Consider the following 12,578-nt stretch of genomic DNA (forward strand, 5'->3'; position numbering starts at 1 on the left):
GGTGGACCGGATTTCGACATGCCCCCGGATCCGATTTCGGGAGCGGGGGACCTTTGCTACCGCTTGGCGGCGGCCTGCCGCGCGGCGACCGGGTCCGACGTGGCCAGAACCGCGTCGGCCAGTGCCTCGCATTCGGCCAGCGTCGTGGCCGCCAGGCTCGCGCCGACCGCGCGCACGGCGGGCGCGTTCATCGAGAGGCTGGTCAGGCCGAGCCCGGCCAGCACCAGCGCGAGCCGCGGGTCGGCGGCGGCCTCACCGCAGACTCCGGCGGGCTTGCCGGTGTCCTTCGCGGCCTGGCCGATGACCTTGAGCAGGCGCAGCAGGCCCGGCTGCCACGGATCGTTGAGCTTGGCGACCGCGCCGAGCTGGCGATCCGCGGCGAAGGTGTACTGCGCGAGGTCGTTGGTGCCGACGGAGACGAAGTCGACCGCGTCGAGGATCTCGCGGGCGGTCAGCGCGGCGGCCGGGATCTCGATCATCACACCCGCGCGGGCGATTCCGGCGGCGCGGACGCGCTCGGCGAACCAGGCGGCCTCGGCGGCGGTGGCGACCATCGGGGCCATCACCGAGACCTCGGCACCGGAATCCTGCGCGGCACCCGCGATGGCCTCGAGCTGGCGGTCGAGGATCTCGGGACGGTCGAAAGCGACGCGAAGGCCGCGTACGCCGAGGGCCGGGTTGGGCTCGTCCTCGGGCTCCAGGAAGGCGAGGGGTTTGTCGGCGCCCGCGTCGAGGGTGCGGACGATGACCGGCTTGCCGCGGAACGGCGTGAGCACGGCGGTGTAGGCCTTGCGCTGCTCTTCGACGCTCGGCTCGGAAGAGGCGTCGAGGTAGCAGAACTCGGTGCGGAAGAGGCCGACGCCTTCCGCGCCCGCCTCCGCGGCGGCCTGGGCGTCGGTGGCGGAACCGACGTTGCCGAGCACCTTCACGCGGTGTCCGTCGGAGGTCGCGCCGGTGCCGTCCCAGTCGATCGCGCCGGTCTTGGTGGCCGTGACGACCTCGGCGTCCGGGTCCGCGACCTCGACGACGCCGGTGTCACCGTCCACCGCAAGCGCTTGCGCGTCGAGCGCGAGGAGCCCGCGGACCGCGACGACGGCGGGAATGCCCAGCGCGCGGGCGAGGATCGCGGTGTGGCTGGTGGGGCCGCCCTCTTCGGTGACGAGCGCGAGCACCTTGTCCGGGTCGAGGCCCGCGGTGTCGGCGGGCGCGAGGTCGCGGGCGACGAGCACACTCGGCGAAGCCGGGTCGGGAACGCCAGGAGGCGCGATGCCGAGCAGTTCGGCGATGAGCCTGTCGCGTACGTCGAGGACGTCGCGGGCCCGCTCTGCCATGTAGCCGCCGGCGGCCGCGAGCGCGTCGGCGAACTTCCCCGCCGCCTGGTGCACCGCGCGCGGCGCGGGCAGGTTCTGCTCCTTGACCAGCTGCTCCGCCGAGGAGACGAGCGCCGGGTCGGCCGCCATCGCCGCGGTGGTGATGAGGATTGTCGCGGCCTCACCGGTCGCCGTCTCGGCGAGCTTCTCGAGCCTGCCCGCCACGATCTGCGCGGCCGGGGCGATCCGGGCGGCCTCGGCGGCGGGATCGGCCGGTGCCGGCGTGCTCGCGGGTTCACCGAGCGGCTCGGCGACCCGGACGACAGGACCGCTCGCGCGGCCGGGACTGACGGCGACCCCGGACAGTGACTCAGACGGCATGGTCTAGACCATATCTCATAGGCGGCGTGAGCTGGCTCATAGTCATCAGCAGAACACAGAAGGGGACATCATTCCAGTTCGGACGCCGTCGGATACGAAGGCTGCGCGCCTTGGCGGGTCACCGTGATCGCCGCCACCTTCACCGCCTTGCGCGCCGCATCGGCGAGCTCCTCGCCCTTCGCGAGCGAAGTGGCGAGCGCCCCCGCGAAAGCGTCACCGGCACCAGTCGTGTCGACAGCCTCGACCTTCGGCGACGGCACCTCCGTCACCCCGTCGGCCGTCACCACGGCCGCCCCCTTCGCGCCGAGCGTCACGACAGCGGCCTTCGGCCCGAGGTCGAGCAGCTTGGGGAAATCCGCCTCGCCACCGAGCAGGAACGCGGCCTCGTGCTCGTTGACCAGAAGGACGTCGAGCCCCTTCAGGGTCTTCGCCGAAAGCTCGGCCGCCGGGGACAGATTCAGCAGCGTCTTCACGCCTGTTTCGACGGCCTTCGCGACGGCGTGCTCGACGGTTTCGAGCGGGATCTCCAGCGACAGCACCACGATCTCGGCGCCGTCGAGGTCGACGTCTTCGGGCCGCAAGGCGGAATTGGCGCCGGGCGAGACGAGGATCGAGTTCTCGCCGTCCGGCGTGACCGTGATGTACGCGATCCCCGTCGGGCGCTCGCTCGTGCGCAGCGAACCCGTGTCCACCCCGGACTCGGCGAGCGACCGCTTGAGCAACTCGCCGTACGGGTCGTCGCCGACCGCGCCGAGCAACGCGACATCCGCCCCGAGCCGGGCCGCGGCGACCGCGGTGTTGGCGCCCTTGCCACCCGGCGACAAGATCGTGTCGCCACCGAGTACGGTTTCGCCACCACCAGGTCGCCGATCGACCGGGACGACGAGATCGGCATTGGCGGACCCGATGACCAGCACCTGAGAAGTCATGGAAGAGACCATGCCATGACCAGCAGTTGTCCGGTCGAGACCCTTCTCCAGGCGAAGATGTGAAGAACTTTGTAACTTTCTCGGCGCGTAGTGCGACAATCAGGCGAGCAGCGGAACGCCGTCACTCTTTCGGGGGATAACCTTCCCCCGGACGTCACTTCGGCGATCACGCCCGCTCTTGAGATGCGTTGCCGCGTCCAAGCGGTGACGTTGCCCCGATCCCGGCTTCCGTCGGGAAGAGGGCATCGGGTCGCCGGCGTCGATCACGTAGCCCCCCGAGTGATCGGCGCCGGCGGCGCCCCGGCTTCACGGGCGCCTCAACTTCCTGGAATAGACGCCGACTACGGCGATCGCCATAACCACGGTCAAGGTGCCGAAGGATCACAAGCACCAGATGCCGATGACACCGGCCGTTTCGTTAGATCCCCAACCGTTCGTCGGCCACGTCATGGTTCCTGTCGCGTCGACGAAGGTTCTGAACCTTCTTCATCGAGGTAACACGGGTCGTCGATTCCCGGCGAGTCGAAGGTGACTTCCGCATTTCTCTCGAGGACCGGCCAGATCTCTTCGACGTCCTCCGACATCAGTGCCGTCTCCGCGATGAGGATGTCGCCATTCTCTTCACGCTTCAGCCCCAGCGTTCGCGCCAAGCGCTCACGCGGGTAGTACGCGTCGACACTCTTCGATGGGCTGAGAACAACGTGAAACACGTCTGTGCCCGCGGCTCGGCGCAGTACCACCTTCTCGATGTCGCTCCAGCGCACAGACCAGCACCAGGTGCGGGACGTCAAGGTCGTCACCGTGATCCAGCGCGGCTTGAGAACCACTTCCCTGATGACCTGGCTCTGATCGCGTCGCAGCGAAACGATCGCCGCCGAGAACATCGACAAGCCCAGCAAGCCGGCGACGACACGCACTGCCACCCCGGTGTCCGAGATGATCCCGAATCCGAGGACCACCGTCGCGGCAAGCGCGATGAAACCGGCGCGCCGCTGTTTGCCGGAATCGACGACCTTAGAGATCGACAAGCCCTCTTGCGGTGCGGGATGCGACGTTGTTCCGTCTGTCCATCGCAAGGCGGCACGTTGGAAGACACCGAATCCACCCCGCTTGGTCTTCCGAGCGGGACGGCGCACCAAGCCGGGTCGCCGGGATTCGACCAAGGTCGCGAATCGCTCTGCTTCGACGGCCGTCATGGTCGTGGTCAGCCGATGACCGAACCTCGATCGCTTCCGGAACGTTTCATGCAGGAGGACGGCTGCTTCCGCCTCGGCCAAAGCGACATGAACAGAGAAGCGCCCACCGGCGATATGTTCGTCGAGGATCACTTCGCCGACTTCATCCCAAGACAGGACAAGGGTTTCGTCCTGCTCGGCCGGTTGTTCCAAACCCTCGTCCGTCACGGACGCTCGAAGGTACTTCGTGGTCTCGCGACGATGAAACGCAATGGAGCCGAGGAAGAAGAGCCCGATCGCGAAGACCGCTGCACCGAGAAGCTTCGCGTAGCCATCTTCGATTCCGGCCTGATCGGCGACAACGAACAGGCCGCCACCGAAGGTGATCAAGCCGATGCCGTTGAGCCCGGACACCAAGACCCTGGTGACGAACTTGGCGTTGTCGGGAATCCCGAACGCGACCACGTCCGCGGGGAGCGGCCAAGGTCCGCGGATCTCGCGCCGCCGGAACACGAACCGGTTGGTGAGCGCCCGCCGACCGGACACCACTCCCGCCAGGATCCCGGCCAAAGCCACCGCGATACCGGCGACGACCAGGAAACGCATGCCGCCGGCCAGCGCATCGGCCTGCAAGATCACCGTCGACAAGGTCAAGACGAGAACCACTGATTCCGACCACGCGGCGATACCCTTGGCGACCGCCACGGATTGAGACTCCCGAGCGACGACAGCCGTCGCCTGGTGCGGCGCGGACACCGGGTCGTCCGAGCGATCGGGCTCGCCCCAGCGCACGACACCGGCATCGTCGTCGGGCTTCTCTGGCCCGAATCCGCCGCGCCGCACTCTCTTGTCCCGCCACTCCACCGAACCGGGCTTGAATCGCTCGATGGTCGCTTCGGCGCGTTCCGCTTCAGCGGGATCCATGGCGGTGGTCATCAGGAATCCGTGTTCGGACTCGTTGCCGAATATCGGCAACAACTGTTGTCGTCCTCGCTCGTCCGAGATCGCGATGTGAACATCCACGCGACGACCACCTCGGTGACGATCGAAGACGAAACCGTCGATGCTCGGCCATGCGACGGTTTTCTGCCCTTCTCCGACAGGCTGGCTCATGCCGACGGGTGTGAAGGTGATTTCGATCGGCCAGGTGCGGCCGCTGTCACGCGCCCGGTTGATCGCCATCGGGATGAGCGGATAAACCGCCAGCCCGGCGATGAGGAACGTGCCCACCGACAATGCGGTGAAGCCGCCGCCATCGAGCAGCGCCCATCCCGCGGCGCCTCCGGCCAGCAGTAAGCCGAGCCCGATCAGGAAAAGCTCCACGGCAACGATGTTCGCCGCGGTACGACCGCCTTCCTCTGTCTCGGGAATGTCGAAGGTGATCGCAGCCTTCTCGGCGACGGTCTTTTCAGGTTTGATCGCACCGAAGGTGAGAGCCTGGACAACGCTCACGAATCCGATCTTCGTGACAACGAGCAACGCGATGATGAACGTTGCGAACAGCGCCACCCTGACGAAACCGTCGACCTGCGTGTAGCCCGGATCGTCCGGGTCTCGTTGGATCTGGACCAGGGTGTTGGCGCCGACCAGTACGACGGCCAGCGCGAACCAGCCGATCAGACCCCTCAATGCCGTCTTCAACGCACTCCTCGGCTGTCACAGCATCGCGTCACTCCAGCGAACCGGATATGCGCTGCCCACCTTGCTGGTCGAAAATGGGTGCTTCAGAAGATCTGGCGGATGAGGCCGGCGGAGCAGCGCTGTTCGGACCGACGATCCCGGCCTGTTTCGGCTCGTCGTCCTTCATGAGCTTGTCGGATTCTTTGCCGACAGCCTTCAAGGTCTCTTTTACCAACGTTTCCGTGTACTTGCCGGCATCCCCGAGAGTCGTCGAAACGTTCTCGATCCCCCGGCCGACGGCACCGAGGTTGTTCCAGTTGGCTCGCATCACGCTCGACGCGGAATCACCGGCCCTGGACATCGCCTTCCCCACCGGGGCGAGGAGTTCTCTTACCCTGACGAAGGCGGACATGAGTTGTTTGAAGAGCTTGTTCGCCTCGCCGAATGCCTTGGCGAGCTTTTTCACCCACCCCATCGCCTTTTGCGCGTACTGGATGGCCTTGGGCACTCCCTCGGCGGCCAACCCGGCAGGCGCTGCCGGACCGGGGTACCGCATCAAGATGCTGACGAGCTTGGCGAGCGCCTCGGAAATGAGGTCCCGGACCATGGTCCGGACGACGGCCAGAATCACCTTGCAGAGGCTGACCAACGTACCCATCGCGTTGGCGCCGACGGCCAGGCCCGAGTAGAGGTCGGCGCGGTCCTTGGCGAAGGCACGATAGGCGTCAGCGGCCGTCCCCTTCCAACCCGCACTGTCGTGATCGACGGTCTTGGAGAGGTCCTCGGCGACCTGTTCGAGTTCCTTGCCCACGTTCTCCCAGGTCCCGATCATGTTGTCGAGCGCCACCTGGTCGCCGACGAGCATGTCGAGGGGGTCCCGGAGAAACGACACGTGCTCGATGACCCAACCGAACCCGGCGCTCAGGAGCGTGCCGATCGGATCGGCCATCAACCCGACAAGCCCTATGGCCCCGTTGGCCAGGTTCGCCAGTCCCTCTGCCCAGTCACCACTGTTGATCTTGGCTGCGGTGTCCCAGAAGTCCTGGACGATTCCAGCGCCCTCGAGAGCGCTCTCGTCTCCGGCGGCATCGGTCTTGACCAGCGGGTTGGATGTGCCCGGGCCGGGGCGAATCTCGGCGGTCTCAGGCATCGTCAGTCCTCCAGCTTGAAGAGGCCCTTGAAGTCCTCTTCATCCCACTCTTTGACCTTCTGCCAGGTGTGCACGCGTTCCGCGTGGTCCAAAGACGCCTTCGACGCGGCCACGATCGACTCGAGCGCCTCGACCTGCCCGAGCCCGCAAATGGCGGCCAGAGGAATGCCGACCAAGCCGAAAGCTTCGGGGTTGGCCGTCGTCTCGACAGCCGAACCGACCCGGTTCAGCCGGATGCTGATGTCGTCGATCTTCTTGCGATGAGTCTCGAGCTCACCCGGATCGACATGGAAACCTCCGGACATGTTCTTTCCCTCCCTCAAGAACCCGCTCAGCGCAGGAAGTCGCCGCCGGTGAAGTAGTCGTCCTCGTGGTCCGTCTGCGGCCGGCGCGTGGCTCGCGGCGGCGCGGGCGGGGCCGGGGGTGTCGGCGGCTTCGGGGCGGGAGGCGGCGGAGGCGCGTCGAGTTCGTCTTCGGCGACGAAGCGGTCGTCCTCGTCCGCCTCCTGGTGACCGCCCTCGACGTAGCCCGTCGGTTCGGGTTCCGGGTACTCGTTGTGCAGCTGGTTGACCAGCTCGTTCATCGTTTCGGTGCCCGCGATGGACGGCACGCCGGTCTGCATCGCGCCCGCGAGTTTGCTCTGCGCGCTCTGGACGACGCGGAGGATCTCCTGCGCGAGCGCCGGGTTGTCCCGCACGGACGGGCCGATCTCCAGGCCGACGAGGTTCCCCGCGTGGTTGACCTTGACCGAGATCTGGCCGTCTTTGCTGCGTTCGGACACCGAAACGCTTTCGATCTCGGTGCGCATCTGATTCGCCTTCCGCTGGGCGTCGGCCAGCTTGGCCTCGAAATCAGCGAAGAGCTGCTCAGGGTTCGACACGCGAACCTCCCCTGTTCACGTCGTAGCCGTTCGGCGACCGAGTGTGGCATACGCGTCTGACATCGGGGAACGTTTGACGGACATCCGCACCCCGGTCGTGTGGATCACCACAGGCGACCTCCGGTTTTCCCTACCGGATCCGACGGCTTACCCCATGTTCCCGCAGGTCAGCGGGCCGTAGCGTGCCGGATATGACGATTTCGGACTGGAAACGCGCGGTCTTTGCGCTTCTCGTGCTTCCGGGGTATTTCGGTGGCGCGAAGGTCCAGCGTGGACTGACGCGGCGCTGGCTCGGAGGGCACGAGAGCGGGGCGCGCCCGCGGTACGTGGCGGCCTTCGGTCCGAGCGCGGTCACGTTCCTGCTCGCGTTGCTGCTGTTCTATCTCGTCGGGCGCATCGCGACCTACGGGCTCTTCTGGACCGGCAGCGACCCCGAGGGCACGTGGGGCGGGCCGACGCTGGCGGGGGCGTGGATCGTGCACTTCCTCATCGCGGCCGGGATGGCCGTGCCGATCTTCCTGGCCCTCCGTCCGCTCACCAGGCTCCAGGCCCGCCTTCTGGGTTCTTCCCCGGCAAGGGCGCACTGACCACCTAGAATGCCCGGATGACGAACACCGGCCGCAGGGGTCGCGAGCGGGCCGCGACCGATCAGGACATCCGCCGGACGGCGCGGGCGCTCCTGGTCGAGCAGGGGCCGGAGGCTGTGACCCTGCGGGCGATCGCGCGCGAGCTCGGCATCACGGCGCCGGCGTTGTACCGCTACTACGGTTCCCGCGACGATCTGGTCGAGCATCTGCGCGCGGACGTCGTGGCGGATCTGGCGGCCGGACTCGCCGAGGACATCGCGCAGCTGCCGGACGAGGGGGCGCTGCAGCTTTTCGCCATCTGCAAGGGATTCCGGCGCTGGGCGCTCGCGCACACCAAGGAGTTCACGCTGGTCTTCGCGTCGCCGGCGGGCGACGACACGTTGAGCAGGCTGGGCGAGCCGTTCGGGCGGATCTTCCTGGCGGCGGCGGGGCGGGTGCTCGCGATGCACGATCTGGTGACGCCGTCGAACGACGTGGTCCCGGCCGAGCTGCGCGACGATCTCACGTCGTTCCAAGAAGAACTGCTCGCCGTGCTGAAGGAGTCCGGGGCGACGTTCCCGCTCGAAAAGCTCGACCTCGGCGTGACGTACCTGATGATCCAGTTCTGGGCCCGGCTCTACGGGCACGTCACGCTCGAGGTCTTCGGCAACTATCCGATCCCGTTCTCGAAACCGGACGTCCTCTTCGACGCGATGCTGGCCGATCTCGCGCGCGAGATCGGCCTGTCCACCGAGTAGCTACGCCGCGTGCCCGCCGTCGACCGAGACGGTCGAGCCGGTCACGTACTTGCTTTCCGGCCGTGCCAGGAACGACACGGTGGCGGCGACCTCCGACGGCGAGCCGTAGCGGTCGAACGCCGTCAGGCTCCGCTGGTCGGCGGCGTACGGGCCGTCGGCCGGGTTCATGTCGGTGTCCGTCGGGCCGGGGTGGACGATGTTCACGGTGATGCCGCGCGGACCCAGCTCCCTGGCCAGGCCCTTGGTCATGCCCAGCAGCGCGGTCTTGCTCACCGCGTACAGCGACATCCCGGGGCCGGGCACGCGGTCCGAGACGCAGCTGCCGATGCTGATCACGCGGCCGCCGTCGCCGAGGTGCCGGGCCGCGGCCTGGGTGGCCACGTAGACACCGCGGACGTTGACCGCGAGCACGCGATCGATGTCCTCCAGGCTCGTCTGGTCGAGCGGGCCGACGAAGCCGACGCCCCCGTTGTTGACCAGCACGTCGAGCCTGCCGAATTCGGCGACCGCCGTGTCGACCGCGGAGACCACGGCCGCGGCGTCGGCGCTGTCGGCCTGGATGGCCAGCGCGCGGCGGCCGAGCGCCTTGATCTTGTCCACGACACCGGCCGCGAGTTCGGCGTTGTTCTGGTAGGTGAGCGCGACGTCGGCGCCGTCCTCGGCGAGCCGGATCGCCGTGGCGGCACCGATCCCGCGGCTGCCGCCGGTCACCAAAGCCACCTTGCCGTCGAGGGTCATGCGGTGTTCTCCGTTCGATTTCGTTGTCCTTGAACAACTCCATCGAATCGCCTCATGACCCTCGACGCTGGCGCGAATCGGCCACGGCGTTACAGCACGATGTTGACCAATCGCCCCGGCACGACGATCACCTTGCGCGGGGTGCCGTCGCCGACCAGCGCGGCGACCTTCTCGTCGGCCAGCGCGGCCGCCTGCACCGCGTCCTTGCCCGCGTCGGCGGGCACGGTGACGCGGGAACGCACCTTGCCGTTGACCTGGATCGGGTACTCCACAGAGTCCTCGACCAGGTACTTCTCGTCGACGACCGGGAACGGCCCGTGCACCAGGGAATCCGCGTGGCCCAAGCGCTTCCACAGCTCCTCGGCCAGGTGCGGGGCCAGCGGCGCCAGCATCAGCACCAGCGGCTCCACCAGCTCGCGCGGAGTCGCCTCGGCACCGCCGTAGACCTTGGTGACGTGGTTGTTCAGCTCGATCAGCTTCGCGCCGGCCGTGTTGAACCGCAGTTCCGCGTAGTCCTCGCGGACCCCGGCGATCGCCTTGTGCAGCTGCTTGCGGTCGGCGTCCGTAGCGTCCACTGTGGACACACGCAGCTCGCCGGTCTCTTCGTTGACGACCAAGCGCCACAGGCGCTGCAGGAAGCGCTGCGCGCCGACGACGTCCTTGGTCGCCCACGGCCGCGAGACGTCCAGCGGGCCCATCGACATCTCGTAGAAGCGGAAGGTGTCGGCGCCGTAGTCGGCGGCCATCTGGTCAGGAGTCACGACATTCTTCAGGCTCTTGCCCATCTTGCCGTATTCCTGGTTGACCTCTTCTTCGCCGAAGAAGAACTTGCCGTCCCGCTCCACGACCTGATCGGCCTGGACATGCACACCGCGGGCATCGGTGTACGCGTACGCCTGCACGTAGCCCTGGTTGAACAGCTTCCGGTACGGCTCCTTGGACGACACGTGGCCCAGGTCGAACAGCACCTTGTGCCAGAACCGCGAGTACAGCAGATGCAGCACGGCGTGCTCGACACCGCCGACGTACAGGTCCGTACCGCCCGGGTCGTCGACGCCGTGCTCGGCGGGCCGCGGGCCGACCCAGTACGCCTCGTTCTCCGGCGCGACGAACACGTCCTGGTTGGTCGGATCCAGGTACCGCAGCTGGTACCAGCAGGAACCCGCCCAGTTCGGCATGGTGTTGATGTCGCGGCGGTAGGTCTTCTTGCCCTCGCCCAGGTCCAGTTCGACCTCGACCCAGTCGGTGGCGCGCGCCAGCGGCGAGGACGGCGTGCTGTCCTTGTCCTCCGGGTCGAACGTCACGGGCGAGTAGTCGGCGACCTCGGGCAGCTCGACCGGCAGCATGCTTTCCGGCAGCGCGTGGACGTGGCCGTCCTCGTCGTAGACCACCGGGAACGGCTCGCCCCAGTAGCGCTGCCGCGAGAACAGCCAGTCGCGCAGCTTGTACTGGACGGTGCCGCGGCCGTGCTCGTTCTCCTCCAGCCAGCCGATCATCGTCTTCTTGGCCTCGTCGACGCCCATGCCGTCCAGGAAGCCCGAGTTGATCGCGGGCCCGTCGCCGGTGAACGCCAGCTCGCCGAAGCCTTCCGTCGGCTGGACCGTGCGGATGATCTCCAGGCCGAACTTCTCGGCGAACTCCCAGTCGCGGGTGTCCTGGCCCGGGACGGCCATGATCGCGCCGGTGCCGTAGCCCATCAGCACGTAGTCGGCGACGAAGACGGGGATCTCCTTGCCGTCGGCCGGATTCACCGCGTAGGAGCCGGTGAAGACGCCGGTCTTCTCCTTGTTCTCCTGACGGTCCAATTCGGACTTCCGCGAAGCGGCGGCGCGGTACTCGGCGATCGCTTCGGCCGGGGTGGCGGCGCCACCGGTCCAGCTCGCGTCGACGCCTTCCGGCCACGTGGCGGCGGTCAGCTCGTCGACCAGCGGATGCTCGGGCGCGACCACCAGGTACGTGGCACCGAACAGGGTGTCCGGACGGGTCGTGAAGACCTCGATCTTCTTGTCGCCGGACTCGAACGACACCCGCGCGCCGTGCGAGCGGCCGATCCAGTTGCGCTGCATGGACTTGACCTTCTCGGGCCAATCCAACAAGTCCAGGTCGTCGACCAGGCGGTCGGCGTACGCGGTGATGCGCATCATCCACTGACGCAGATTGCGCCGGAACACCGGGAAGTTGCCACGTTCGCTGCGGCCGTCGGCGGTGACTTCTTCGTTCGACAGCACCGTGCCCAGCCCGGGGCACCAGTTCACCGGTGCCTCGGAGAAGTAGACCAGCCGGTGCGTGTCGATGATCGCCAGCTGCTCGGCGCGGGTCAGCTCGCACCAGTTGCGGCCGTCAGGCGTCCGGCGCTTGTCCTGGGCGTACTCGGTCTCCAGCTCGACGATCGGCCGGGCCTTGCCCGCCTTCTCGTCGTACCAGGAGTTGAAGATCTGCAGGAAGATCCACTGGGTCCACTTGTAGTACTCCGGATCGATCGTCGAAATCCGGCGACGCTCGTCGTGACCCAGGCCCAGGCGCCGGATCTGGCGCAGGTAGGTCTCCATGTTCTCTTCGGTCGTCTTGCGCGGGTGCTGCCCGGTCTGCACCGCGTACTGCTCGGCGGGCAGCCCGAAGGCGTCGAAGCCCATCGTGTGCAGCACGTTGCGGCCGATCATGCGGTGGTACCGCGCGAAGACGTCGGTCGCGATGAAGCCCAGCGGGTGCCCGACGTGCAGGCCGGAGCCCGACGGGTACGGGAACATGTCCTGGACGAACAGCTTGTCCGACGGGACCTCGCCGTCCTCGTCCGCGAGCGGGCCCACCGGGTTCGGTGCGTGGTAAGTGCCGTGGTCGGACCAGTAGTCCTGCCAACGCTGCTCGATCTGGCCCGCCAGCTCCGCGGTGTAGCGGTGCTGAGGGGCCGCGTCGGCGCCTTCGCTCGCCTGGTTCATCGCCGAAATCCTCCGTGCTCATCCACGTCAAGCCACTCCAGAAACAACTCGACCCCTCAGCCCGGAGGGCATGAGGGGTCGCCGCGCTGGTCCCGGCCGTTCGACCGAGTTCAGCGCGGCAGGCTAAGGAGCAGC

10 protein-coding genes are annotated in these 12,578 nt (G+C 67.5%); 2 read left to right on the plus strand and 8 right to left on the minus strand.

Annotation, left to right across the window (positions count from 1 at the left end; all coding sequences use genetic code 11):
* Positions 1 to 56: 56 nt before the first annotated feature.
* The 6 genes from ptsP to AORI_RS81420 all read right to left on the minus strand — a co-directional run bounded on the left by ptsP (position 57) and on the right by AORI_RS81420 (position 7,445).
* Positions 57 to 1,691 carry a phosphoenolpyruvate--protein phosphotransferase gene (ptsP, locus tag AORI_RS81395; protein ID WP_016338315.1) on the minus strand — a complete coding sequence of 545 codons (1,635 nt, stop codon included), beginning with the start codon at positions 1,689 to 1,691 and terminating at the stop codon, positions 57 to 59.
* 68 nt (positions 1,692 to 1,759) lie between these two features.
* Positions 1,760 to 2,620: a ribokinase gene (locus AORI_RS81400; RefSeq protein WP_043849270.1), complete on the minus strand. Its 861-nt coding sequence runs from the start codon at positions 2,618 to 2,620 to the stop codon at positions 1,760 to 1,762.
* 446 nt (positions 2,621 to 3,066) lie between these two features.
* Positions 3,067 to 5,436 carry a hypothetical protein gene (locus AORI_RS81405; RefSeq protein WP_016338317.1) on the minus strand — a complete coding sequence of 790 codons (2,370 nt, stop codon included), beginning with the start codon at positions 5,434 to 5,436 and terminating at the stop codon, positions 3,067 to 3,069.
* Between the two features lie 28 nt (positions 5,437 to 5,464).
* Positions 5,465 to 6,565 (minus strand): hypothetical protein, encoded by a 1,101-nt coding sequence (locus AORI_RS81410; RefSeq protein WP_016338318.1) that lies wholly within the window; start codon positions 6,563 to 6,565, stop codon positions 5,465 to 5,467.
* Between the two features lie 2 nt (positions 6,566 to 6,567).
* Positions 6,568 to 6,870 (minus strand): hypothetical protein, encoded by a 303-nt coding sequence (locus tag AORI_RS81415; RefSeq protein ID WP_016338319.1) that lies wholly within the window; start codon positions 6,868 to 6,870, stop codon positions 6,568 to 6,570.
* A 26-nt stretch (positions 6,871 to 6,896) separates the two neighbouring features.
* The gene (locus AORI_RS81420; protein ID WP_016338320.1) at positions 6,897 to 7,445 is read right to left on the minus strand and encodes a YbaB/EbfC family nucleoid-associated protein; all 549 of its coding nucleotides are present in this window, start codon (positions 7,443 to 7,445) and stop codon (positions 6,897 to 6,899) included.
* Positions 7,446 to 7,636: 191 nt separating this feature from the next.
* Between AORI_RS81420 and AORI_RS81425 the strand changes: the two genes are divergently transcribed.
* Both AORI_RS81425 and AORI_RS81430 read left to right on the plus strand, forming a co-directional pair.
* Entirely contained in the window at positions 7,637 to 8,032 is a 396-nt protein-coding gene (locus AORI_RS81425) for a hypothetical protein (RefSeq protein WP_016338321.1), read from the plus strand.
* A gap of 17 nt (positions 8,033 to 8,049) precedes the next feature.
* Positions 8,050 to 8,769: a TetR/AcrR family transcriptional regulator gene (locus tag AORI_RS81430; protein WP_016338322.1), complete on the plus strand. Its 720-nt coding sequence runs from the start codon at positions 8,050 to 8,052 to the stop codon at positions 8,767 to 8,769.
* Here the strand turns inward: AORI_RS81430 and AORI_RS81435 are convergent, their stop codons facing one another.
* Both AORI_RS81435 and leuS read right to left on the minus strand, forming a co-directional pair.
* On the minus strand, positions 8,770 to 9,507 hold the full coding sequence (locus tag AORI_RS81435; RefSeq protein WP_016338323.1) for an SDR family oxidoreductase: 738 nt from the start codon (positions 9,505 to 9,507) through the stop codon (positions 8,770 to 8,772). It abuts the gene before it with no gap.
* Between the two features lie 89 nt (positions 9,508 to 9,596).
* Positions 9,597 to 12,443 (minus strand): leucine--tRNA ligase, encoded by a 2,847-nt coding sequence (gene leuS, locus AORI_RS81440; RefSeq protein WP_016338324.1) that lies wholly within the window; start codon positions 12,441 to 12,443, stop codon positions 9,597 to 9,599.
* Positions 12,444 to 12,578 lie beyond the last annotated feature (135 nt).

The sequence above is a fragment of the Amycolatopsis keratiniphila genome, assembly GCF_000400635.2.
Taxonomy (GTDB): domain Bacteria; phylum Actinomycetota; class Actinomycetes; order Mycobacteriales; family Pseudonocardiaceae; genus Amycolatopsis; species Amycolatopsis keratiniphila.